The organism is Microbacterium telephonicum, from assembly GCF_003651225.1.
Lineage (GTDB): Bacteria > Actinomycetota > Actinomycetes > Actinomycetales > Microbacteriaceae > Microbacterium > Microbacterium telephonicum.
This window is the reverse complement of the sequence record NZ_RCDB01000001.1, coordinates 141,393-164,705: the sequence shown is the minus strand read 5'-3', so window position 1 is coordinate 164,705 and position 23,313 is coordinate 141,393. Positions and strand designations below refer to the sequence as shown.

The 23,313-nt window shown below is 70.6% G+C and carries 21 protein-coding genes; 8 read left to right on the top strand and 13 right to left on the bottom strand.

The features are described 5' to 3' along the window. Positions 1-132 precede the first annotated feature (132 nt). From ald to C7474_RS00855, 6 genes are all read left to right on the top strand, one after another. Complete coding sequence (gene ald, locus C7474_RS00880; protein WP_121056803.1) at positions 133-1,227, top strand: alanine dehydrogenase; 1,095 nt, start codon at positions 133-135, stop codon at positions 1,225-1,227. Positions 1,228-1,270: 43 nt separating this feature from the next. Beyond that, complete coding sequence (locus tag C7474_RS00875) at positions 1,271-1,933, top strand: peptidylprolyl isomerase (protein WP_121056801.1); 663 nt, start codon at positions 1,271-1,273, stop codon at positions 1,931-1,933. Between the two features lie 60 nt (positions 1,934-1,993). Then, positions 1,994-3,436 carry an argininosuccinate synthase gene (gene argG, locus C7474_RS00870; RefSeq protein ID WP_121056799.1) on the top strand — a complete coding sequence of 481 codons (1,443 nt, stop codon included), beginning with the start codon at positions 1,994-1,996 and terminating at the stop codon, positions 3,434-3,436. A gap of 61 nt (positions 3,437-3,497) precedes the next feature. Further along, complete coding sequence (locus tag C7474_RS00865) at positions 3,498-6,059, top strand: YhgE/Pip domain-containing protein (protein WP_121057827.1); 2,562 nt, start codon at positions 3,498-3,500, stop codon at positions 6,057-6,059. Further along, positions 6,056-8,242 carry a YhgE/Pip domain-containing protein gene (locus tag C7474_RS00860; protein ID WP_121056797.1) on the top strand — a complete coding sequence of 729 codons (2,187 nt, stop codon included), beginning with the start codon at positions 6,056-6,058 and terminating at the stop codon, positions 8,240-8,242. The genes C7474_RS00865 and C7474_RS00860 overlap by 4 nt, the downstream gene beginning before the upstream one ends. A gap of 8 nt (positions 8,243-8,250) precedes the next feature. After that, the gene (locus C7474_RS00855) at positions 8,251-8,865 is read left to right on the top strand and encodes a TetR/AcrR family transcriptional regulator (protein ID WP_121057826.1); all 615 of its coding nucleotides are present in this window, start codon (positions 8,251-8,253) and stop codon (positions 8,863-8,865) included. Positions 8,866-8,868: 3 nt separating this feature from the next. Here the strand turns inward: C7474_RS00855 and mnhG (C7474_RS00850) are convergent, their stop codons facing one another. From mnhG (C7474_RS00850) to C7474_RS00810, 9 genes are read right to left on the bottom strand one after another with little or no spacing between them, the layout of a single operon-like run. After that, positions 8,869-9,219, bottom strand: coding sequence for a monovalent cation/H(+) antiporter subunit G (mnhG, locus tag C7474_RS00850; RefSeq protein ID WP_121056794.1), 351 nt, complete (start codon positions 9,217-9,219; stop codon positions 8,869-8,871). Then, entirely contained in the window at positions 9,216-9,437 is a 222-nt protein-coding gene (locus C7474_RS00845) for an MrpF/PhaF family protein (RefSeq protein WP_121056792.1), read from the bottom strand. The genes mnhG (C7474_RS00850) and C7474_RS00845 overlap by 4 nt, the downstream gene beginning before the upstream one ends. A 48-nt stretch (positions 9,438-9,485) precedes the next feature. Next, a complete protein-coding gene (gene mnhG / locus C7474_RS00840; RefSeq protein ID WP_121056790.1) occupies positions 9,486-9,833 on the bottom strand; it encodes a monovalent cation/H(+) antiporter subunit G in 348 nt (115 codons plus the stop codon). Beyond that, positions 9,830-10,102 carry an MrpF/PhaF family protein gene (locus C7474_RS00835; RefSeq protein WP_121056788.1) on the bottom strand — a complete coding sequence of 91 codons (273 nt, stop codon included), beginning with the start codon at positions 10,100-10,102 and terminating at the stop codon, positions 9,830-9,832. The genes mnhG (C7474_RS00840) and C7474_RS00835 overlap by 4 nt, the downstream gene beginning before the upstream one ends. Next, complete coding sequence (locus tag C7474_RS00830) at positions 10,099-10,677, bottom strand: Na+/H+ antiporter subunit E (protein ID WP_121056786.1); 579 nt, start codon at positions 10,675-10,677, stop codon at positions 10,099-10,101. Before C7474_RS00830 ends, C7474_RS00835 begins: the two co-directional genes overlap by 4 nt. Further along, on the bottom strand, positions 10,674-12,251 hold the full coding sequence (locus C7474_RS00825) for a Na+/H+ antiporter subunit D (protein WP_121056784.1): 1,578 nt from the start codon (positions 12,249-12,251) through the stop codon (positions 10,674-10,676). Before C7474_RS00825 ends, C7474_RS00830 begins: the two co-directional genes overlap by 4 nt. After that, a complete protein-coding gene (locus C7474_RS00820) occupies positions 12,248-12,793 on the bottom strand; it encodes a Na(+)/H(+) antiporter subunit C (RefSeq protein ID WP_121056781.1) in 546 nt (181 codons plus the stop codon). Before C7474_RS00820 ends, C7474_RS00825 begins: the two co-directional genes overlap by 4 nt. Continuing rightward, the gene (locus C7474_RS00815) at positions 12,790-15,720 is read right to left on the bottom strand and encodes a Na+/H+ antiporter subunit A (RefSeq protein ID WP_121056779.1); all 2,931 of its coding nucleotides are present in this window, start codon (positions 15,718-15,720) and stop codon (positions 12,790-12,792) included. The genes C7474_RS00820 and C7474_RS00815 overlap by 4 nt, the downstream gene beginning before the upstream one ends. Before the next feature lie 51 nt (positions 15,721-15,771). Continuing rightward, complete coding sequence (locus C7474_RS00810) at positions 15,772-16,827, bottom strand: LacI family DNA-binding transcriptional regulator (RefSeq protein WP_121056777.1); 1,056 nt, start codon at positions 16,825-16,827, stop codon at positions 15,772-15,774. Positions 16,828-16,902: 75 nt separating this feature from the next. Between C7474_RS00810 and C7474_RS00805 the strand changes: the two genes are divergently transcribed. Further along, entirely contained in the window at positions 16,903-18,126 is a 1,224-nt protein-coding gene (locus C7474_RS00805) for an MFS transporter (RefSeq protein ID WP_121056775.1), read from the top strand. A gap of 3 nt (positions 18,127-18,129) precedes the next feature. Here the strand turns inward: C7474_RS00805 and C7474_RS00800 are convergent, their stop codons facing one another. The 4 genes from C7474_RS00800 to C7474_RS00785 form a co-directional block, all read right to left on the bottom strand. Continuing rightward, the gene (locus tag C7474_RS00800; protein WP_147436655.1) at positions 18,130-19,089 is read right to left on the bottom strand and encodes a helix-turn-helix domain-containing protein; all 960 of its coding nucleotides are present in this window, start codon (positions 19,087-19,089) and stop codon (positions 18,130-18,132) included. 81 nt (positions 19,090-19,170) lie between these two features. Continuing rightward, positions 19,171-20,001: a hypothetical protein gene (locus tag C7474_RS00795; protein WP_121056771.1), complete on the bottom strand. Its 831-nt coding sequence runs from the start codon at positions 19,999-20,001 to the stop codon at positions 19,171-19,173. 12 nt (positions 20,002-20,013) lie between these two features. Continuing rightward, positions 20,014-20,598 (bottom strand): DUF2510 domain-containing protein, encoded by a 585-nt coding sequence (locus C7474_RS00790; RefSeq protein WP_121056770.1) that lies wholly within the window; start codon positions 20,596-20,598, stop codon positions 20,014-20,016. A 61-nt stretch (positions 20,599-20,659) separates the two neighbouring features. Continuing rightward, entirely contained in the window at positions 20,660-22,525 is a 1,866-nt protein-coding gene (locus C7474_RS00785; RefSeq protein ID WP_121056768.1) for a tetratricopeptide repeat protein, read from the bottom strand. Positions 22,526-22,616: 91 nt separating this feature from the next. Between C7474_RS00785 and nucS the strand changes: the two genes are divergently transcribed. Beyond that, positions 22,617-23,312, top strand: coding sequence for an endonuclease NucS (nucS, locus tag C7474_RS00780; protein WP_121056767.1), 696 nt, complete (start codon positions 22,617-22,619; stop codon positions 23,310-23,312). Position 23,313 lies beyond the last annotated feature (1 nt).

Below are 23,313 nucleotides of genomic sequence, written 5' to 3'. Positions count from 1 at the left end.
TCCTCCAGATCACGTCCTGTCTCCGCAGATTCTGCAGAACAGCATCCGTCGACACAAGAACGGTCGTATCTTCCTCCCGTTCCCCGCATTTCCGTGAGCACCACTCGATACGCCCCTACGAAGGAGCGCGCCATGCGCATCGGCATCCCCACCGAGATCAAGAACCACGAGTACCGCGTCGCGATCACCCCCGCCGGAGTGCGCGAATTCACTCGCCGCGGTCACGAGGTCATCGTGCAGTCGGGGGCCGGGCTCGGCAGCGCGCTCACCGACCAGCAGTACGCCGCCGCCGGCGCGACGCTCGGCACGGCGGCGGAGGCGTGGGCCGCTCCGCTCGTCATGAAGGTCAAGGAGCCGGTCGAAAGCGAGTACGGGTACCTGCGCGCCGACCTCACCCTCTTCACCTACCTGCACTTGGCCGCCGACCCGGCGCTCGTCGACGCACTGCTGGATGCCGGCACCACCGCGATCGCCTACGAGACGGTGCAGCTGCCCGACCGCTCGCTGCCGCTGCTCGCGCCGATGAGCGAGGTCGCCGGCCGCCTGTCGGTGCTCGTCGGCGGCTACCACCTGCTCGGCTCCCAGGGCGGCCGCGGCTCGCTGCTGGGCGGGGTGCCCGGCGTGCGGCCCGCGAAGGTCGCCGTCATCGGGGCGGGCATCTCCGGCGGCAACGCCGTCGCGCAGGCGGTCGGGATGGGCGCCGACGTCACCGTGCTCGACCTGTCGCTGCCGCGCCTGCGCGAGGTCGACGCCCAGTACCGCGGCGCGGTGAAGACCGTCGCCTCCAGCGCCTACGAGATCGAACGCGCCGTCACCGAGGCCGACCTCGTGATCGGCGCCGTGCTCGTGCCCGGTGCCAAGGCCCCGCGGCTGGTGACCCGCGAGATGGTGGCGGGCATGCAGCCCGGCAGCGTGCTCGTCGACATCGCGATCGACCAGGGCGGCTGCTTCGAGGACTCGCATCCGACGACCCACGAAGACCCCACCTTCCCCGTGGAGCGCTCGATCTTCTACTGCGTCGCGAACATGCCGGGCGCCGCCGCCGCGACCTCGACCCCCGCGCTCACCAACGCGACCCTCCCCTACGCGCTCGCGATCGCCGACCGCGGCTGGGCGGATGCCGTCGCCGCCGACCCCGCCCTCGCCGGGGGCCTCAGCACCCACTCGGGTCGCATCGCCCACCCCGCCGTGGCCGCCGCCTTCCCCGACCGCCCCGCCGAGGTCTGACGCGCGCCGCGGTGCGCACACCCGGGGCTCGTAGGCTGGGGGCATGCGTGCTCGCCTCCTCGCCGCCGCGGCTGCGGCCGGCCTCCTGCTGACCCTCACCGCCTGCGCCGGGCAGACCGAGCCCGCCGCATCGGCTCCCGCCACGACGCAGACGCCGGCCGCATCCGGTTGCACCTACGCCGAGGCCGCGGGCGGCGTGCGCGAAGTCGACGCCCCTCCCGCCGAACCCACCGTGTCGGGTGAGGTCTCGGCGACGCTGCAGACCTCGGCGGGCGAGCTCCAGCTCACCCTCGACGCCGACCGCACCCCGTGCACCGTCGGCAGCTTCGTGTCGCTGGCCGAGCAGGGCTACTTCGACGGCACGACGTGCCACCGACTCACCACCGAGGGCATCTTCGTGCTGCAGTGCGGCGACCCCTCCGCGACCGGCCGCGGCGGCCCCGGATACCGCTACGCCGACGAGCTCGACGGCACCGAGACCTACCCGGCCGGCACCCTCGCGATGGCCAACGCCGGTCCCGACACCAACGGCTCGCAGTTCTTCATCGTCTACGAAGACACGCAGCTCCCCGCCGCCTACACCGTCTTCGGCCACGTCGACGAGTCCGGCGTCGGGGTGGTACGGCAGGTCGCGGCCGCCGGGCTCGCCGACGACGGCATCGCCCCCGCGACGCCCGTCGACATCACCGCGGTCACGATCGGCTGAGCCGACCCCGTCCGTCACGCGGCGGGTGCGGCATCCGCCCGCTCAGTAGACTGGGGCACCATGTCGAAGGTCCTCCAGTCCCTGCCCGTCGGCGAGCGCGTCGGCATCGCCTTCTCCGGGGGCCTTGACACCTCCGTCGCCGTCGCGTGGATGCGCGACAAGGGTGCCGTACCCTTCACCTACACGGGCGATCTCGGCCAGTACGACGAGGACGACATCGCCTCGATCCCCGGCCGCGCCCTGCAATACGGCGCCGAAGCCTCGCGCCTCATCGACTGCAAGCCGCTGCTCGTCGAAGAGGGCCTCGTCGCCCTCTCGTGCGGCGCGTTCCACATCCGCTCGGGCGGGCGCACCTACTTCAACACGACGCCGATCGGCCGCGCCGTCACCGGCACCCTCCTCGTGCGGGCGATGAAGGAGGACGGCGTCGACATCTGGGGCGACGGCTCCACCTACAAGGGCAACGACATCGAGCGGTTCTACCGCTACGGGCTGCTGGCCAACCCGGCCCTGCGCATCTACAAGCCGTGGCTGGATGCCGACTTCGTCACCGAGCTCGGCGGTCGCAAGGAAATGAGCGAGTGGCTCGTCGCGCACGGCTTCCCCTACCGCGACTCGGTCGAGAAGGCGTATTCCACCGACGCGAACATCTGGGGAGCCACGCACGAGGCCAAGACCCTCGAGCACCTGAACGTGTCGCTCGAGACGGTCGAGCCGATCATGGGCGTCCGCTTCTGGGACCCGTCCGTCGCGATCGAGACCGAAGACGTCACCGTCACCTTCGAGGCGGGCCGCCCCGTCGCGATCAACGGCGTCGAGTTCGCGGATGCGGTCGCCCTCGTGAAAGAGGCGAACGCGATCGGCGGTCGCCACGGCCTCGGCATGAGCGACCAGATCGAGAACCGCATCATCGAGGCGAAGTCGCGCGGCATCTACGAGGCGCCGGGCATGGCGCTGCTGTTCATCGCCTACGAGCGCCTCGTCAACGGCATCCTCAACGAGGACACCCTCGCGACCTACCACGAGCAGGGCCGCCGCCTCGGCCGCCTCATGTACGAGGGTCGCTGGCTCGAGCCGCAGTCGTTCATGCTGCGCGAGTCGATCCAGCGCTGGGTGGGGTCGTCGATCTCCGGCTCGGTGACGCTGCGCCTGCGCCGCGGCGAGGACTACACGATCCTCGACACCGTCAGCCCCAACCTGTCGTACGGCCCCGAGAAGCTGTCGATGGAGCGCGTCGGCGACGCCGCGTTCGGCCCCGTCGACCGCATCGGCCAGCTCACGATGCGCAACCTCGACATCGCCGACTCGCGTGCCCGCCTCGAGCACTACGCGGGCCTCGGCCTCATCGGCGGTGCCACGGCGGAGCTGGTCGGCGAGCTCGCGTCGGGCGAAGCGCCGGAGATCACCGAGCACGTGCAGCCGTTCGATGCGGCCCGCGAGGAGCTGGCCGGAGCCGTCGACGCGGCCGGCGAGTCGGCCTCGTTCGAGTTCGGCGCGGACTGACCCGCACCGCTCGTATCAACGAAAGTGCACAACGGTGTGCATGATCGTGTACGATCCACAGGTGCGAAACAGCTGGCGTATCTTCACGAGGGACGTTGGGCGACTCTTCCACCAACGCAAGGCGTGGGTCATCGTCGTCGGCGTGCTCATCACCCCCGCGCTGTACGCCTGGTTCAACATCAACGCGTTCTGGGACCCGTACGCGAACACGGAGAACATCGGCGTCGCCGTCGTCAACCTCGACGAGGGATCGACTTCTGAACTGACCGGCTCACTCGACGTCGGCGCTCAGGTCGTCGACCAGCTCGCCGACGACACCCAGCTCGGCTGGCAGTTCATGGACGAGGACGAAGCCCAGGCCGCCGTCCGCTCCGGTGACGTCTATGCGGCGATCGTCATCCCCGCCGACTTCAGCGCCAACCTGCTCAGCATCACCTCGGGCGATTTCACGCAGCCGACGCTGCGGTACTACGTCAACGAGAAGGCGAGCGCCATCGCGCCCAAGATCACCGACGCCGGCGCCTCCGGCATCGACGATCAGATCACCAGCAGCTTCCGCGGCCAGGTCGCCGAAGCCGTGACCGAGATCCTCAAGGATGCCGGCGAGGACACCGAGCTGCGTCTGCTCAACGCCCGCGACGACACCCTCAACGCCTTCGACGAGGCGACCGCGACGATCACGTCGGCGCGCGAGGACATCGGGCAGCTGGCGAGCGGTCTCGGCGACGCCCGCTCCACGCTCTCGTCGGCGCAGGGCGCCCTCGACGACATCGACGCGACGCTCTCCGACGTCCAGACGGCGATCGCGCAGGCCCAGTCGATCATCAGCGAGGCCCAGCAGCAGGTCGTCGCCTTCACGGATGCCGCGACCTCCGCCTACGTCGACGGTGCGACGCTGCTGGCCGACGCCTCCGCGCAGGCGCACGTGTCGGTCACGGCGCTCACGCAGGCCTTCGATCAGGCGGGCGTGCAGGTGGACTCGGCGATCGCCGGCATGACGGCGGTGGTTGCCGCCAACGCCGACGCGATCGCCCGTCTGCAGGCGCTCGTGGACGACGCCTCGCTCGACCCCACCGTCACGGCACGTCTCACGGAGGTGATCACGCAGCTGCAGTCCCGCAACCAGGCCGACCAGGATCTCCTGACGCAGCTGTCCGACCTCAACTCCGACGCGGCCGCCTCCACGGCGGCGCTGCAGTCCGCCGCCGATGCGCTCGACGCGGCCGTGCAGGATGCGAAGAGCTCGGCCTCCGGCATCCGCTCACTGCTGATGACGACCGTCCCGGCCCTCAACCAGGCGATGTCGGCGCTGTCGACCAGCGCCGGCGCGTTCTCGGCGGCACTGTCCGCCCAGCAGACCCAGCTGGCCCAGGCCGGCACGCTGCTCGGTGCGCTGGACGACCAGCTCGTGACCACGGTCGCCGCACTCGAGAGCCTCGACGGCAACCTCGAGGGCATCCAGACCGGCATCTCCACCGCCCGCACCGACGTGCTCGCGCTCGGTTCGGCCTCCGCGATGAGCGCGCTGAGCACCCTGACCGGACTCGATAAGGCGCAGATCGCGGATTTCGTCGCCTCCCCCGTCGAGGTGTCCGAGGTCGACGTCTTCCCCGTCGACACCTACGGGTCGGCGATGGCGGCGCTGTTCACCAACCTGTCGCTGTGGATCGGCGCCTTCGTGCTGATGGTCATCTTCAAGGTCGAGGTCGACACGGAGGGGATCGAGGACATCACGGTGCGCGAGGCCTACCTCGGGCGGTTCCTGCTGCTGGCCGGCATGGTCACGCTGCAGGCGCTGATCGTGACGATCGGAAACCTCATCATCGGAGTGCAGACCGTCAGCGCCGTCGCGTTCGTCGGCACCGGGGTGCTCGTCGGCCTGGCGTATCTGAGCATCATCTACGCCCTGTGCGTCGCCTTCGGCCATGTCGGACGAGGCCTGGCGATCCTCCTCGTGATCATGCAGATCCCCGGCGCCTCGGGCCTGTACCCGATCGAGATGATGCCCGGCTTCTTCCGCACCATCTACCCGTTCCTCCCCTTCACCTACGGCATCGACGCCTTCCGGGAGACGATCGGCGGCTTCTACGGAGCGCACTACTGGAAGTACCTCGGCACGCTCGCGATTTTCGTCGTGCTCGCCTTCATCCTCGGCCTCGTGCTGCGCAGCCGCCTCACGAACTTCAACCGCATGTTCAACCGCGAGGTCGCCGCAACCGACCTGCTGGTCAGCGAGAACGTCCAGGTCGGGGGCAACTCCTACCGCCTCCGCGACGTGCTGCAGGCCCTCTCGAACCGCCGCGAATACCGCGACAGCCTCGCAGAGCGCGCCGAGCGCTTCCGTCACCACTACCCCACGTTCCTGCGGATCACGACACTGACGGGCGCGGCCGGCCTCGCCGTGCTGGGCATCGTGGCCTGGCTGCTGCCCGGCGGAAAGGCGTGGCTCCTGGGCATCTGGGTGCTGTGGTGCCTACTGCTGATCGGCTTCCTCGTGACCATCGAGTACATCAAGCAGAGCTTCGAGCTGTCCGCCGAGGTCGGCGGCCTCGACGACGAGCACCTGCGGCAGGAGCTCGTCCGAGATCACCACGCGCACGCGGAAGGGGGTGCACACGCATGAAGGACATCCTCCGACTGACCCGGCGCGACCTGCGCCACGCCACCAGCAACGTCATGGCGATCGTCGTGCTGTTCGGCCTCGTCGTCATCCCCTCGCTGTTCACCTGGTTCAACGTCATCGCGAGCTGGGATCCGTTCTCCAACACCAAGAACCTGAAGGTGGCCGTCGCGAGCACGGATGCCGGGTACGAGAGCGACCTGATCCCGGTCCGCATCAACGTGGGCGAGCAGGTCATCTCCGCCCTGCGTGCGAACGACGACCTCGAGTGGGTGTTCACCACCGAGGAGGACGCGATCGACGGCACCCGCTCGGGCGATTACTACGCCGCGCTCGTGCTGCCGGAGTCCTTCAGCGCGGACATGCTGACCTTCTTCGCGGACGGCGGCGAACGCACCTCCATCGCGTACTACACGAACCAGAAGAAGAACGCACTGGCCCCCAAGGTCACCGATCAGGGTGCGGAAGGCGTCTCGACGCAGATCAACGAGGTGTTCACCGAGACGATCAGCGAGGTCGCCCTGGGCCTGGTCTCGTCGCTGTCCGACTACCTCACCGACGCCGACACCCAGCTCGCCCTCACGCGCCTGGAATCGAACGTCGGCGCGGTGGCGACCCAGCTGCGTGCCGGCGCCCAGACCGCCGACATGTTCACGGCGCTCATCCAGTCGACCATCCCCCTGGTCGACAGCGCCGACGCGCTCATCGACGCCTCCCGGTCGAGCTTCCAGGACGTCTCCGGCGCGGTCGGCAGCGGATCGGATGCCGTCGACTCGCTCACCTCGACTCTGACCTCCGCGTCGTCGTCGCTGTCGGCCGCGCTGGCGCAGACGGCATCCGGATACGACGCGGTGGCCACGAGCATCGACGCACTGTTCTCCACCGGCGATTCGCTGACGTCGGCGCAGGTCGACGTGATCGACACGCTCGCCGACCGGGTGCAGACCCAGATCGACGAGTTCACCGCCGTCCGCAGCACTCTGGCCACCGAGATCGGCCCGCTGCTGCCCGAGAGCGCGCAGCCTGCCCTCGCGACCCTGCTGTCCGGCATCGACACCGCGATCGCACGCCAGCAGGTCGTCCATGCCAGCCTTGCGCAGGCCGGTGCCGACCTCGCCGCCGGCAACCAGACCGTCCAGTCGGCGCACACGGAGATCTCCGCGGTCATCGCCGAGGCGAAGCAGGCCATCCAGGATGCGCAGGACGCGTACAGCAGCGGACTGCAGCCGCAGTTGGACCAGCTCTCCTCGACACTGTCGACGATCGGCTCCGACGTGTCTTCGATCACGTCCGACCTGGCCGCCATCTCCTCCGACCTCTCCGGCGGGGCCGCGACGATCTCGGGCGCACTGACGGAGGCGCAGACGGCGACCGAGAAGATCTCGACCGGTCTGGAAGAGGCCGCCGCGAATTTCGACACGCTCGCCGCGGCGCTGGCCTCGGCGGCCGACACCGGCGACCTGAGCGCGCTGGAAGACGCGATCGGCTCCGACCCGAGCGTCCTGGCCACGTCGCTGGCCGAACCGATCGCCGTCGAGCGCACCGCCGTGTTCTCGGTGGTGAGCTTCGGTGCCGCGATGGCTCCCCTGTACGTCGTGCTGGCGCTCTGGGTCGGCTCCCTGCTGATGACGGTCGCGATCCGCGTCGACGTGAAGGCCTCGGCCCTGCCCGACCGGCCGGAACTCTCGCCCACGCAGAAGTACCTCGGCCGCTACGGTGTCTTCTCGCTGCTGGGGCTCGCGCAGAGCACGCTCATCGCACTCGGGCTGATCCTGTTCATCCAGGTGCAGGCGGTCCATCCGTTCCTGCTGCTGCTGGCGTGTTGGATCACCTCGCTCGTGTTCACCCTGATCAGCTACACGTTCGTGGTCGCCTTCGGCAATGCGGGCAAGGCGCTGTCGGTGCTGCTGCTGGTCATCCAGATCTCCGGATCGGGCGGCGCCTACCCGCTGCAGCTGCTGCCGACCTGGTTCCAGAACATCAGTCCATATCTGCCGGCCACGCACGCCATCAACGCGATCCGCGCCGCGATCGCCGGCATCTACGCGGGCGACTACTGGATCTCGCTGGGCCTGCTGCTGTTGTTCCTCGTGCCGATCCTGCTGCTGGGGCTCGTGCTCCGACGCCCCCTGATCGCCTTCAACCGTGGACTCGCCGAAGCGATCGAGTCCACGAAGCTGATGTGACGGTGCTCATGAGCGCGGCCCCCGCCCGGCGACGCGACGCGACCGCGAACCGCGAAGCCCTGCTCCGCGCGGCCCAGACGCTACTGTCGACCGACCCGTACGCCTCCCTCGACACGATCGCCCACGCCGCGGGACTGTCGCGCCGGGCCGTGTACGGTCACTTCTCCGACCGCGAAGCGCTCCTCCGGGAGGTCATCACTGTGGGGGCGGCGCGCTTCAACGCGATCGCGGCCGCCACCGACGATCCCGATCCCGGAGTGGCGCTCTCCCGCATGGCGGTGCGGCTGTGGCGCGAGGCCTCAGCCGTGCGGGCGGCGGCCAACATCGCCCTCGACGACGCCCACGTCGCGCATACCGTCGTCGCGCTGGCCCCGCTGCGCCGACGGGTGCGCGAGCTGACCGCCGCCGGTGTCGCCTCCGGTGCCTTCCGCGGAGACGTCCCCCCGCGGCTGCTGGCCTTCCTCGTGGAGGAGACGGCCCGCGCCACCCTGCGCGAACTGCGGCTCACGACCGACGACGCCCCCGCCGCCGTGGCACGGGTCGTGCTGAGCATGGTCGGTCTGTCGTGGCGCGAACAGGTCGACCTGCTCACGGCACACCCCGAGGTGCTGGCGGCGGACTGAGGCCTACTCGGCTGCCGCGGCCTCGTCGGCGCGCTTCTGCTCGGCCAGTTCGTCGACCAGCAGCGACTCCTCGTCGATCGTGCCGTTGCGGTAGGCCTGACGCCCGACCACGTGCGCCGACAGCGGTGCCGTCGCGAACTGGATGAGCATGACCGGCAGCAGGAAGGCCGCCACCTGCCACGTGCCCAGCGACAGGGCGATCGCGATGCAGATCAGCAGCAGGCCGAGCGCCTGCGGCTTGGTCGCCGCGCGCAGCCGGGTGGGCACGTCACGGAACCGCAGCAGACCGATCGCGGCCGTCAGGCACAGCAGCGCGCCGATGAGGATCAGCACGACCACGATGACGTCGATCATCGACCCTCCTGGTCCCGCCGCGCCACGAAGCGGGCGATCGAGATCGATCCGAACACCCCGATGGCCGCGACGATCAGCAGCACCGGCAGCGTGCGGGTGTGATGGTTGATGGCCATCTCGGCTCCGAGCGCGCAGATGACGAGGGTGAGCAGCACGTCCGAGGCGACGTCGCGGTCCAGGATGGACGGCCCCGTGATGATCCGCCACACCGTCAGCAGCGCGGCGACGCCGAAGGCGGCGCGTCATCTCGAGCTGAACGGACCCGCTCAGCCGCCGGCGGCGGGAGGGGTGCGCTGCTCGTCGGCGAGCTCGTCGACGACGAGAGACGTCTCGTCGAGTGTGCCGTTGCGGTACGCCTGTCGGCCCACCATGTGCGCCGACACCGGGGCCGTCGCCAGCTGGATCAGGACGACGGGCACGAGGAACGCCACGACGGCCCAGGACTGCAGCGCCAGCGCGATCGCGATCGCGATGAGCACGAACCCGAGCACCTGCGGCTTGGTCGCGGCGTGCAGCCGGGTGGGCACGTCCCGGAAGCGGAAGAGCCCGATGGTGGCCGTGAGGCACAGGAGCGCCCCGATGAGGATGAGCACGAGGACGATCACGTCGATCACTGTCCGCCTCCGTCCTTGCGCGCCACGAAGCGCGCGATCGAGATCGACCCGAACACGCCGACCGCCGCGACGATCAGCAGCAGGGGGAGCGTGCGGGTGTGGTGGTTGATCGCCATCTCGGCGCCGAGCACGCAGATGAGCAGGGTGAGCAGCACGTCGGCGGCGACGGCGCGGTCGAGGATCGACGGGCCGACGATGATGCGCCAGACGGTCAGGAGCGCGGCGGTGCCGAACACGGCGCTGATGATCACGAGGAGAACGGTGGTCATCGGGTCCTCCTCGCCGCGGCGGCCTCGTCGATCGCCTTCACCTGGGCGCGCGAACCCACCGCGCGGACGATGCGCTCCTCCCAGTGCTCGACCGAGCGCTTCTGCGCGGCCACATCCTCCGGCCCGTCGACCCCCAGCACGTGCAGGTACAGCACGCGACGGTCGCGGTCGACGTCGATGATGAGGGAGCCCGGCACGAGGGATGCCGTCACCGCGACGTGGGTCATGATGAGGTCGTCGTCGGTCTGCAGCTGCACGCCGATGATGCCGGTACCGCGACGGCGGGGCGAGATGACCTGCCAGGCGACGATCAGCGAGCCGCGCACGAGCGCGAAGAAGAAGTCGGCGACGAAGACGATCCCCCACCACAGGTTCACCCGGCCCGACAGCTCCACGGGCGGGAGCCGGAAGATGCGCGTCACGATGATCGCGACGACGAGACCGGTGAGCGCGGCGAGCACCGTGAACTGGCCCCACAGGAGCATCCACAGGGCGACGAGCCAGACGAAGAACGGGAGCTGACGCCAGACGGCGGCGAACACCGTGCGGGGCGTGGGCTTCTCGGTCGGGGTCATTCGATCGCCCCCTCCGGGGTCTTCACGTCGACCTGGCCGATGTACACCGGGTCCTGCAGCGCGGCGCCGATGGTGGTGCAGAGCTCGTACAGGGGTCCGGCGAAGATCGTGAGGGCCACCGTGACGGCCACCATGCCGGCGGTCGCCGACGTCATGACGCGCGGGATCACCCGACGCTCGGTCTGCGTCGCGGCGGCGGGCGCGGCATCGAGGTACGCGATGCGGTCGACGACGCCGGTCTCCTCGCCGTGCTCCTCCTCCTCGCGCCAGAACGACAGGTTCCAGGCGCGCATGAGGGCGTAGAGCGTCAGCAGCGACGTGACGATGCCGCCGCCGATGAGCACGTACATGAGCGGCGAGCCGACCTGCGCGGCCGCGTCGAACAGGGCGAACTTGCCGATGAAGCCCGAGAAGGGCGGCAGTCCGCCGAGGTTGATCGCCGGCACGAAGTAGAGCACCGCGATGAGGGGCGCCGCCTTCATGAGGCCCTTGACCTTGAGGATGGAGGTCGATCCGGCGCGGCGCTCCACGAGGCCCACCGCGAGGAACAGGGTCGTCTGCACCACGATGTGGTGGACCATGTAGTAGATCGTGGCGCCGAGCGACGCCGGTGTCGCGATGGCGAGCCCGAACACCATGTAGCCGATATGGCTGACGAGGGTGAACGACAGGATGCGTTTGAGCTCCGCCTGCGCCACCGCACCCAACACGCCCACCACCATCGTGGCGAGCGCGACGATGAGCAGCAGCGTGTTGACGTCGTTGTCGCGGAAGATCTGCGTCTCGGTGCGGATCATCGCGTAGACGCCGACCTTCGTGAGCAGGCCCGCGAACACCGCCGTGACCGGCGCCGGGGCGGTCGGGTACGAGTCGGGGAGCCAGAACGAGAGCGGGAAGACGGCCGCCTTGATCGCGAACGCGAGCAGCAGCATGAGGTGCAGGACGAGCTGCACCTCCTGCGGCAGCTCCATCATGCGCTCGGACAGCTGCGCGATGTTGACGGTGCCGAGCGCGCCGTAGATCGCCGCGATCGCCGCAAGGAACAGGATCGACGACACGAGCGAGACGACGATGTAGACGACGCCCGTGCGGATGCGCGATTCGGTCGACCCGAGGGTGATGAGCACGTACGAGGCGACGAGGAGGATCTCGAATCCGACGTACAGATTGAAGAGGTCGCCGGCGATGAACGCGTTGAAGATGCCCGCCGAGAGGATGAGGTACGACGGGTGGAAGATCGAGACCGGCGTGTCGTCGTCGCCGTCGGCGGCGCCCTGGCCGACCGAGAACAGGAGGACCGCCAGGAGCACGATGCTCGAGACGACGACGAGCAGCGCCGAGAGACGATCGACGTAGAGCACGATGCCGAACGGCACGGGCCAGCCGCCGACGGAGACCGCGAGCGGGACGTCGGACTGGTCGACGGCGTACAGGAGGACCGCGGCGATCACGAGCACGAGGGTCAGCGTCGACAGCGACACACCGACCTGCACGCGACGGCGCCGGCCGAAGATCAGCGCGATCGCGGCGCCGAGCAGCGGCAGCGTGACCAGCAGCGGGACGAGGGCGTTCATGCGTCGTCTCCCGATCGGTCGTCGCTCTGCCGCCGGGGCCGGTCCGTCGGAGCATCGTCGCGCAGCTCGGCGAAGTCGCGCTGGTGAAGCACGACGATCGGCGCGGTCTCGGTCCCGATGAAGTCGGTCGTCGCGTCGTCGTCCTCGTCGGTGATCTCGTCTCCCATGGTGTCTTCGTCCTCGACGGCGCGCTCGCGCACCTCGAGGTCGGCCTCGTCGTCCAGCACGGTGTCCGCCTGACCCAGCTGCCACGAGCGGTAGATGAGCGCCAGCAGGAAGGCCGACACGGCGAAGGTGATGACGATCGCCGTAAGGGTCAGCGCCTGTGGCAGCGGATCGCTGATGTCATCGGGCGACGTCGCGTCGCCGAAGAACGGCGCGACCCCGGGCCGTCCCATGACGACGAGCAGGAAGAGGTTGGCGGCGTTGCCCAGCAGCAGGAAGCCGATGAGCACCCGCGTGAGGCTGCGCTCGAGCATCGCGTACACGCCGGCTGCGAAGAGCACCGCCATGATGATGATGAGAGTGAGCGAGACGTTCACGACTTCACCGCCCGACTGGCGTGCTGGCTCGCTTCTTTCGTCTGGCGGTCCACTTCGGCCCCGAGCGAGCGCAGCACGTCGAGCACCAGTCCGATGACGACGAGGTACACGCCGATGTCGAAGATCGTGGAGGTGACGAACTCGACGTGACCGAGGACCGGCAGCTCGGTCTCGATGAACCAGCTCGTCAGCGGCGGTGCGCCGAACAGCATCGGCACGATGGCGCACGCGACGGCGAGCGTCATCCCGGCCCCCAGCAGTCGGCCCGCGTCGGTGGGCGCGGCCGCGCCGAGCTCGTAGGGGCCCCCCGCGACGTAGCGCATGACGAGCGCCATGCCCGCCACGAGCCCGCCGGCGAAGCCGCCGCCGGGCAGATTGTGTCCGGCGAACAGCACGTAGATCGACACGACGATGATCGTGTGGAAGAGGATGCGCACGATCACCTCGAGCAGGATCGAGCGGTTCTCCGGCCGCACCCGCTGCCCGCCCACGAGCCACGCCTGACGGGTGCTGCGCGGGTGCGCGCGACGCGGCTGCGGGCCGTCGACGGTCTCGACGAGGGGGCGGCGCGTGCGCACGGCGCCGGTGGGCAGCGCCGAGATACTCTGCGAGAGCGTGTCGGACCGGTTGGTCACGAAGACGAGGGAGGCGACACCGGTGGCGGCGAGGATGAGCACCGACAGCTCGCCCATCGTGTCCCAGCCGCGCAGGTCGACGAGCGCCACGTTGACGACGTTGCGCCCGTGGCCGAGCTCGTAGGCAAGCTCGGGGAACCGGTCGGAGATCGGCTCGGCGACACGCGCACCGGTCGCGATGATCGCGATGCACGCCATCGTCACGCCGACGCCGATCGCGAGCACGGCGCGCCACACCGGCGCGACCGAGGCGTTGTGGTCGCCAAGGCGGGCGGGGATCCGGCGCAGCACGAGGGCGAAGGCCACGAGGGTGACGGTCTCGACGAGGATCTGCGTGAGGGCGAGGTCGGGCGCGCCGCTCGTGGCGAACAGCAGCACCATGCCGAGGCCGGTGACCGAGACGAGCACGATGCCGGTGTAGCGCTTGCGGGCCCGCACGGCGACGATCCCGGCCAGGATCATGATCGGCGCGACGATCACCTGCATGGGCGTCTGCCACGCGTCCAGGTGGGCGCCGGAGAACTGCCCGGCGACCAGGGCGGTGCCCTCCGCGGCGACGAAGACGACGAAGATCGTGCCGACGTAGACGGGGAGCGAGCCGCGCTGAGTGAGAGTCGTCGTCCACACCGACACCTTCGCCACGACGCGGAGGCTGCCGTTGTAGGCATCCAGCGCCGTGAACGGCAGGATCCGTCCGGGCAGGGGGCGCCGCTGCGAGGCCCAGAAGACGAGGATGCCGACGACGATCGATCCGAGCGACATCCACAGCGCCGGCTCGAAGCCGTGCCAGAGGGCCAGGTGCGCGGGGTGCTCGGGAGCCGGGAACAGATCGGCGTAGCCGGCGAGCGCGGTGTCGAGCGCGGGCGCCGCGAATCCCGTGACGAGGGTGAGGCCGGAGAGCAGGATCGGCGCGCCGAGGAAGCCGATCGGCGGGTCGGGCCATTCGGTCGCGGGGAGCGCCTTGCCCGCGGCATCCTTCTTCGTCGCGAACGCGCCCCACAGGAACCGGAGGCCGTACGCCATGGTGAGCACGGTGCCGAGCACGACGCCGACGAGCGCGACCCACGCCCACACCGAGTTCGCGGTGTCGTCCAGGAGCGCCGTGAGCGCCGTCTCCTTCGCCACGAATCCGAGCGTCGGGATGATGCCGGCCATCGACGCGACCGCGATCGCGGAGAAGACCGCGAGCGTGGGCGCCTGCTTCGCGACGCCGGAGAGCTCGGTGATGTCGCGGGTCGACAGCTGGCGGTCGATCACGCCGACGACGAGGAACAGCGACGACTTGAAGAGGGCGTGGCCGAGCAGCAGTGCCAGGCCGGCGAGGGCCGCGTCGCGCGTGCCGTAGCCGATGACGACCGTCAGCAGGCCGAGCTGCGAGACCGTGCCGAAGGCCAGGATGCGCTTGAGGTCGTTCTCGCGCAGCGCCTGCAGACCGCCGAGGAGCATCGTGAACACGCCGAGCGTGATGACGATCGGTCGCCACGGCTCGGCGAGCGCGAGCGCGGGGGCGAGGCGCGCGATGAGGTAGATGCCCGCCTTCACCATGGCCGCGGCATGGAGGTACGCGCTCACCGGGGTGGGGGCGGCCATCGCGCCCGGAAGCCAGAAGTGGAAGGGGAAGATCGCCGACTTGCTGAGCGCTCCGACCAGGATCAGCACGACGGCCGTGTTCAGCAGCGCGGGATCGCCCGCGACGGTGTCGGGCCAGCTCGCCATGATGCCGGCGATGCTCGTGGTGCCCGCCTGGACGACGACGATCACCACACCGACGAACATCACCAGCCCGCCGAGGGTCGTCACGAGCAGCGCCTGCAGCGCGGCACGACGGCTCGCGCCTCGACGGTGGTAGAAGCCGATGAGGAGGTAGGAGAGCACGCTCGTGACCTCCCAGAGCATCACGAGGATGATCGCGTCGTCCGTGAGGACCAGTCCGTACATCGCACCGGCGAACGCGAGGAGGACGGCCGAGAAGAGTCCGACGCCGTCGCGCTTCCCGTCGAAGTACCACCGGCAGTAGACCATCACGAGGGCGCCGACGCCCGTCACGATGAGAGCCATCACCCAGCCGAGGGTGTCGAGGCGCATCGAGATGTCGATGCCGAGTGCGGGGATCCAGGCGAAGCTCTCGGTGAGGATCCCACCCGACAGGACGGCGGGCGCCTGCGCCAGAGCATGTCCGAACGCCACGACCGGGACGACCGCGGCGACATAGAAGGCGCGTGCTCCGATCAGCCCGACGAGCCAGGGGAGAACCAGCGGAACGAGCGCGAACAGGCAGAGGAGCAGCAGCAAAAAGGTGCCTCCTCATGGCGTCTGCGGGGCGTCTGGGGATCGGACTCTATTCTATAGGGCGATTTCCGGAGCCGGCGCCGTCGTGTTGCCGAGGCGGAACGGACAGGAGAGCACGGCGGACGACACGGGCTCGCCGGCGAGCATCGCCGCAACGGCGTCGCCCGCGGCGCGGCCCTTGCCGATCGCGTCCTGCACGAGCGTCGTGAGGCGGTAGGGCGCGAGGCCGTCGACCGCGATGCCGTCGAAACCGGTCACGGTCACGTCGGCCGGCACGCGCAGACCCGCCTCCTCGGCGGCGCGGATGACGCCCGCCGCGAGCAGGTCGCTCTGCGCGATCACCGCCGTCGGGCGCTCGTGCCGCGCGAAGAGGGCGCGTCCCGCCTCGAGCCCTTCGTCGATCGACGAGGCGGCGCACGCGTACGCGACGGCATCCGGGAAGACGTCTCGTACGCCGTCGAGCCGGTGGCGGGTGACGTCGACCGTGATCTCGTCCTCCGGCGCGAGGAGGCCGCGGCCACGGCCGGCGCGCACCGGCAGGGTCACGGTCGCGACGCGGGTGTGCCCGAGGTCGCGGACATGCGCCGCGGCGGTGCGCTGGGCGTCGCGGTTGTCGAGGTCGATGCGCGGCACGTCGTCGCCGGCATCCCCCTCGATCACGACAAGCGGGATGCCGCGCGCCTTGACGGGACCGAGGGCGGCGCGCTGGCGCGCGCTGCAGCCGACGAGCACGGCCGCGTCGAGCGGAGCCGTCGTGAGGGTCGGGGCGGCCGCGTCGGCGTCCAGGGTGTCGCGCAGCAGCAGCAGTCCCGCGCCCAGGGGGGCCACCGCCGCCGTGAGGCCGTCCATCATGAGGATCTTCACCGGGTCCTGGAAGGCCCGGCCGAGATGCTCGGTGAACACGACGCCGACGATGCCCGAACGCCCGCGGCGCAGCGATGCCGCCAGCGGGTGCGGGCCGGTGTAGCCGAGCTCCTCAGCCGCGGCGAGCACCTTCGCGCGGGTGGCGTCCGAGACGCGGGCGTTTCCGCTGAACACGACGGATGCCGTCGAGGGGGAGACGCCTGCGGTGCGCGCAACGTCGGCGATCGTGGCGCGGCGCGTCGTCATGGGCCGATCGTACCCTGCGCGCAATCAGCTCCGAAACGATTCGATCCGCGCCGGGAGGAGCTATAGGATCAGCGGATGGATGCGACGCTGACTCGGCGACAGCTGGTGGACTGGCGCACCGCCATCTTCACGATCTTCCTCGTGTGCGGTCTGGGCTTCGCCTCCTGGGCGTCGCGGCTGCCGTCGGTCAAGCAGGTGCTGGGCATCGACGACTTCGGCGTCGGGGTGCTGCTGTTCGTCATCGGGGCTGCCTCCATCGTCGGCCTGTCGCTGGCGAACGTCATCGTCGCGCGCTGGGGGGCGCGTCGGGGCATGTTCGCGACGATCGTCTCGTTCGGCATCGGCGTGGCGATCGCCGGGCTCGGCGTGCAGTTCCTCGAGTCCTACGCCGTCACCGCGGTCGGCCTCGCCTTCATGGGGCTCGGCATGAGCGCGACCGACGTCATGATGAACGTCGAAGCCGCGGCCGTCGAGCAGTCCTTCGAGCGCACGCTCATGCCTCTCTTCCACGCCTTCTTCAGTCTCGGCACGGTCGCCGGCGCCGGTTTCGGCATCCTGATGGCGGCCTCGCAGGTCGGCGTGGCGTGGCATCTCTGGCTCGTCGGCGCGATCGTGCTCGGAGCAGGACTCGTCGCGCTGCGGTTCGTCCCGTCCCGTGAGATCGTCCACGACGACCCGGCGACGGCACCGACGCGCAAGGAGCGCTTCGCCGAGCTCGCCGCGGTCTGGCGCGACCCGCGCACCTACGCCATCGGCCTCATCATGCTCGGCATGGCCTTCGCCGAGGGCAGCGCCAACGACTGGCTCACGATCGCCGTCGTCGACGGCCACGGCCAGACCGAGGCGACCGGCGCGATCGCGCTCACGGTGTTCTCGGTCGCGATGACGGTATTCCGCGTGCTCGGCGGTCCGCTCGTGGACCGCATCGGACGGGTGTGGACGCTGCGCATCCTCGCCGTCACCGCGGCCGTCGGACTCGTCACCTTCATCCTCGCGCCGTCGCTTCCGGTCGCCTTCATCGGCGTCGCCCTGTGGGGTGCGGGCGCGTCGCTCGGCTTCCCGCTCGGGATGTCGGCGGCCGCCGACGACCCGACCAAGGCGGCCGCGTCGGTGTCGGCGGCGGCGACGATCGGATACGTCGCGTTCCTGTGCGGACCGCCGGTGCTCGGCTGGATCAGCCACCAGATCGGCATCCTCCCGACCCTGTGGATCATCGTCGCGCTGATCGCGATGAGCGGGTTCGCGTCCGGCGCCGCGAAGCCCATCGCCGGGTCGAAGGTGGGGGCCGGCCACCACTGACCGCTAGCGCGTGGCCCGACGCCGAGGCGGATCGACCCGCGGATCGGCGAAGCGATCCGCCGCCGCCGGGAGGCTCCAGACGAGGCCCGCGATGAGGTACGCGATCGCTCCGGTGAAGACCTTGTCGAGGAGCGACACGGTGAGGTTCACCGTGGCGACCGCGAGCCACGGGCCGACACCGGTCTCGCCCACCTGAGAGAACAGCACGTCCAGTCCGCGCCCCGAGCGGCCCTCGAGGTAGACCACGGTGATGGGCACGGCGACCGCCGATGTCGCGACCGCCACCAGTGCGCTCAGTCCCAGGAAGCGCGGCATGGTCCGGCCCCACCCTGCTCGCACTCCGTAGCCCCAGATCAGTCCGGCGAAGACCATGGTGGCCGCGAACAGCGCGCCGTCGACCTGGGACTTGAGCAGTTCCACGACGACGAAGCCGGCGCCCACGAGGGCTGCGAGCCAGGGGCCGCCGAGAAGCGCCACGGCGGCGGTTCCGACCATGTCGACGAAGAACACGTCGCCGAGGAGCGGGTTGAAGAACTTGCCGGTCGCATTGAGCAGGAGTCCGGCGGCGACGAGGACCGCCGCCGTCGCGACCGTGGTGCGGCGCGACCGCGGCCCGCCGAGAGGACCGGGACCCGGATCGACGAGCGTCGCGGGGATCGGTGCATGCGACGGGTCGACGGGCGCGGACGGGCGCGGGGCGGGGCCCGTCGCCGCCCGCAGGGCGACGCGCGCGCGCCACTCCTCGACGGTGGCATCGTCGCTCCCGAGCGCGCGCACGATCTCGGCGACGAGGTCGGCGTTCAGGCGTGAGCGACCGGGGCGGAAGACGTCCGACACGGTGGTGTGGGCGACCCGCGCCGCCGCCGGGCCGATGCCGCGCTCTTCACGGGCACGGGTGATGCGTGCGGCGAGCTCGCGGTAGGAGATGCCTCGCGCGGCCCGGAGCACACGCAGTTCTGTCACCAGCGGGTCATCGCGCACTGCCCGCGAGTGACGGCGGACATCGGCTTCCACCGCATCAGTGTAGCCATCCGCGCGTCGGCGTCAGCGGCGCCGCGGACCTCCGCGACGCGCGCGCTCGGCGGCCCATTCGGCCTCCCGCTGACGTTGGCGCTTCTGCTTGTCGCGTTCGAGCGCCGCGCTCAGCTCACCGCGCAGCCGCTGGAAGCGACCGTCGAGCTCGGCCTTCTTCTCCTTGCCGGGGTAGCCGTGACTGCGGTACCGCTCGGCGGCCTCGGTCCATTTGGCCCATCGGTCGGCGACGTCGGCGCCGTGCGCGATCCGCTCCAGCACGAACAGCGCGTGATCCATGTCGCGTGCGATGCGCTCGCGACGCTCGCGTGCGCGTCGCATCTCCGTGTCGAGCCGGCGGAAGTACTCGGAGCGGAGTCCGGAGAACTCCGCTCCGAGCGCGTCGTTGTGCTCCCGCCCCGCGTAGCCCGCCTGGAAGAACGCCGCGCCCAGCTCCTTCACCCGACCGGTCGCCGGCCCGCCCGGCTCACCCCCGACGAGAGTGCGCAGCTGACCGATCAGGGTCTGCTTGCGTCGCCGTGCCTCCTCCTGCTCCCGCGCGCGTTCGGGGCTGCTCGACGTCCGCGATGCGGCGGCGCCGACGGTCCGATGCGGAGGTCGGGCGGCACCGTCCCCGGTCGTGCGCGACGCGAAGAACTCCGTGCGGGCGTCCCGGTAGGCGGCGCGGGCGGCGGCGAAGTCTCCCCAGACCCGCTTCCGGTCCCGCGGATCGGCGGGCGCGCCGAGCGCCGTGAGCTCGTCCTCCCACGCGCGCAGGCGCGTCTCGCCGTCCTTCCAGTCCGCCGCCTCGCGCATCGCGATCACCCGGGCGATGATCGCGTCGTACGCCGACGTGTCCGCCACCGCGCCGCGTCCTCAGCTGTAGTAGTTCGACAGCACCGCGGACTCGAAGGCCGCGTACTCCATCTGCGCGCGCTGTGCGTCCTTGGCCGCCGCCTTGGCCGCGGAGCCGGCGATCATGTTGCCCACCAGCCCGCTGACGATGCCGCCGCGCGCCGACAGCTCGTTCGCCAAGCCCATCTGGCCGCCGCGCGCCGCTCCGTCCTTGCTCCAGAGCCCGTTGTCGGGCGACCAGCTGATCCCGTGCGGCGTCTTGATGACGTCGATTTTCACCCAGTAGTTCTTGACGGTCGTGAGGTTCGCCGTGAAGCTCGCCTCCACCTCCTGCCGCCGCTTGTTGGCCTTCGACGTGACCTTGTGCTTGCTCAGCATCCCGGCCGCGATCGCGTCGTGCTTCAGCGCCGTGAGGATGCCGACGACGTCGTCGTCTCCCGTGGGAGCGACGGCCGCCCGTGCGACGTCCGCTGCGGTCGCGGGGGGCGCGGCGATCGGCTCGTCGAGCGCAGGGTGGAAGTGGTCCGTCCAGGCCGCGCCGTCCCAGTAGCGCTGGCGTCCGGGGTGCTGCTCGGCGGGGTACCAGCCGGCGGGGGTCGTCGTCATCGTGTGGCCTTTCGTCGTGGTGATGTGGGAAGAGGGAAGTCGAAGGGGCGGCGGCGGATGCTCACGAGGCGATCTCGCCGAGCGGACGCACACGCCCGGGCGCGACGCGCGGCAGAAGGGCGAGGATCGGTCGCCGGTAGCGCTCCGCCTCCGACGTCAGGCGCGCGAGCTCCGCCTGCGCCGCGCGGTGCTCCGCCGCGGCGTCATCGAGCTCGGCCGCGAGTTCGAGGCTGCGGGCATCGGCGGCATCCACCTGCCGTTCGACCGTCCGAAGCGCGCGACGGGCGTCATCGAGGTCGCGGTCGGCCTGGCTGCGCGCACGGTCGCGCTGATGCTGGGCCATCAGCACCTGCTGCTCTCGGATCTGCGCTGCGACGGCCGCTTCACGCCGCGCGGCGGCCCGCTGCTCGGCCAGTTGGCGCAGGGCCCTGACCGACCAGACGACGAAGAGGATGCCGGTGACGAAGGCCGCCATGCCGGCGAGGAACGAGAGCGATCCGTTCGGAGCGGCGACGGCGATGAGGAACACCGTGACGATCAGCGCGATGACGGGACGGACGAACGGCAGGAACGCGTTCTCGACGCGCGCTCGGTGCACGAGCGTCGCGGTCGCCGCCGGAAGGGTCCGATACGCCTCCACGGCCGCCTCGGCACGGCCCACGGCGTCGGCGGCCTCCTCCAGACGTCCCCGGAGCTCATGCGCGTTCTCGTGCGACGCGTCCAGGACGTGACGGCCGAGACCCTCTCTCGCGCGCGCCGTCGTCACCGACAGCTCGGCATCGGCGAGTCGCTGCGCCATGACGACCATCGCGTGATGCTCGACGGTCGGCAGCGCGGTGCGCAGCCACGCGGTGTGACCGATCATCGCCTGCGGGATGTCGGCGGGCTCGATGTTGACGCCGAAGCCCTCGTCGCCGGAGGCCGCGATGAGCCGCTGGATCTCGCGGCGCGCGTGCACGGGGCTCGACGGATCGTTCGCCACCGTCTCGGCGGCCTCCTCCGCGCCGGGGACGCCGGCCTGGATGGCCACGAGGGCCAGTTCCGGGGCCAGGGTGAACGCGGCGACGAGGTCGTCCGGGGCGTCGTGGTGCACGGCGCGGATGACGAGCAGCTCCGCGCACGTGGGGGCCAGGCGCAACGCCGTGTCGAGAGCCGCCGCGACCTCGTCGGCCTGCTCCGGCGCCGCGACCGAGCGCAGCAGGATCACGGCACTGGCGGCGAGCGGACCCCACCTCTCGTCGGCGGCCGCGTACTTCACGGCGAGGAGGAGCGAAGCGAACGCGGCGCCCGGCTCATCCAGCGCCGCCCGCGCGACACCGAGCGCGTAGCGCGGCGCGGGGTTGGTCGCATCCTTCTCGCTCGCGAGGACGAGTTCGACGATCGCCTCGTCGAGCCAGCCCTGGCGCAGCGACGCGACGCCCCGGCGGTAGTGCTCCTCGGCAGCGGTCGTCAGCGGGTTCGCCGTCATCGCCGCCATGGTCCCGAGCACCTCGGTCTGCTCGACGAGCCGCTTCCCGACCAGCTCGAAGCCGCCGCGCACCATCCCCGCGAGCACGTCCAGGTTCTTGTCGAGCGTCTCCAGCCCTTCGCCCACAGTCTGCTGCACGCGCAGGAAGCCGATGTCGACGGAGTCCGCGAGGCGGTCGCTCATGGCATCGACCGAGGAAGCGAGGTCGGCGACGGCGGTCGTCGTCTCGCCCTGGGCGGCGACCTGGCGATCGGCGGCGTCGGTGACGGCGCGCTGCGTCGCCTGGGCGGTCTCGCGCACGGCCGCGGTCTGCCGGGCGGTGGCGTCGATCTGACGCTGCGCCGCCTCGAGCTGCACGCGACGGCTGCGCTGCGCCTCGCCCGCGATGAGCGCACCCATCGCCGCGGTGTCGGCGTGGGCGCTCGCCACGATGTACTCGGCCCACTCCGGTCTCGTCATGGATCCGTTTCTAACAATCGCCGCCGGCGGTCGGCGGCCCGGACGGCCATTCCCGGACAACCCCGTACAGCAACCCCCGTACACTCGTCGGGTGCGTCTCGTCATCGCCCGCTGCTCCGTGGACTACACCGGCCGTCTCAACGCCCACCTGCCGTTGGCCACGCGCCTGCTCGTGCACAAGGGCGACGGGTCGCTGCTCGTCCACTCCGACGGCGGGTCGTACAAGCCGCTCAACTGGATGAGCCCGCCGTGCACCCTGACGGTGGAGGAGCCGGATGCGGAGTCCGCCTCCGCGGGTGTGCTCGAGCACTGGCGCGTCACCCACGCGAAGACCGGCGACGCGCTGCTCGTGCGCATCTACGAGGTGCTGCACGACTCGACCCACGAGCTCGGCATCGACCCGGGTCTGCAGAAGGACGGCGTCGAAGCCGACCTGCAGCGGCTGCTCGCGGAGCAGGTCGACGTGATCGGCGACGGGCTGCAGCTCGTGCGCCGCGAATACCCGACCGCGATCGGGCCGGTCGACCTGCTGCTGCGCGATCCCGCCGGCGGCACGATCGCCGTAGAGGTCAAGCGCCGCGGCGACATCGACGGCGTCGAGCAGCTGACCCGCTACCTGGAACTGCTCGGCCGCGATCCGCACCTCTCGCCTGTGACCGGCGTGTTCGCCGCGCAGGAGATCAAGCCGCAGGCGAAGGTGCTCGCGACCGACCGCGGCATCCGCTGCGTGACGCTGGACTACGAAGGCATGAAGGGCATCGAGTCCGGCGCCCCCCGCCTCTTCTGAG

What these genes read in the sequence shown, in the direction of transcription:
- C7474_RS00830 (WP_121056786.1), bottom strand. Translation starts at nt 10,677, where the DNA reads ATGACCCCGACCGAGAAGCCCACGCCCCGCACGGTGTTCGCCGCCGTC.
- C7474_RS00855 (WP_121057826.1), top strand. Translation starts at nt 8,251, where the DNA reads ATGAGCGCGGCCCCCGCCCGGCGACGCGACGCGACCGCGAACCGCGAA.
- mnhG (WP_121056794.1), bottom strand. Translation starts at nt 9,219, where the DNA reads ATGATCGACGTCATCGTGGTCGTGCTGATCCTCATCGGCGCGCTGCTG.
- C7474_RS00860 (WP_121056797.1), top strand. Translation starts at nt 6,056, where the DNA reads ATGAAGGACATCCTCCGACTGACCCGGCGCGACCTGCGCCACGCCACC.
- C7474_RS00875 (WP_121056801.1), top strand. Translation starts at nt 1,271, where the DNA reads ATGCGTGCTCGCCTCCTCGCCGCCGCGGCTGCGGCCGGCCTCCTGCTG.
- C7474_RS00785 (WP_121056768.1), bottom strand. Translation starts at nt 22,525, where the DNA reads ATGACGAGACCGGAGTGGGCCGAGTACATCGTGGCGAGCGCCCACGCC.
- C7474_RS00825 (WP_121056784.1), bottom strand. Translation starts at nt 12,251, where the DNA reads ATGAACGCCCTCGTCCCGCTGCTGGTCACGCTGCCGCTGCTCGGCGCC.
- C7474_RS00790 (WP_121056770.1), bottom strand. Translation starts at nt 20,598, where the DNA reads ATGACGACGACCCCCGCCGGCTGGTACCCCGCCGAGCAGCACCCCGGA.
- C7474_RS00835 (WP_121056788.1), bottom strand. Translation starts at nt 10,102, where the DNA reads ATGACCACCGTTCTCCTCGTGATCATCAGCGCCGTGTTCGGCACCGCC.
- ald (WP_121056803.1), top strand. Translation starts at nt 133, where the DNA reads ATGCGCATCGGCATCCCCACCGAGATCAAGAACCACGAGTACCGCGTC.
- argG (WP_121056799.1), top strand. Translation starts at nt 1,994, where the DNA reads ATGTCGAAGGTCCTCCAGTCCCTGCCCGTCGGCGAGCGCGTCGGCATC.
- C7474_RS00805 (WP_121056775.1), top strand. Translation starts at nt 16,903, where the DNA reads ATGGATGCGACGCTGACTCGGCGACAGCTGGTGGACTGGCGCACCGCC.
- C7474_RS00810 (WP_121056777.1), bottom strand. Translation starts at nt 16,827, where the DNA reads ATGACGACGCGCCGCGCCACGATCGCCGACGTTGCGCGCACCGCAGGC.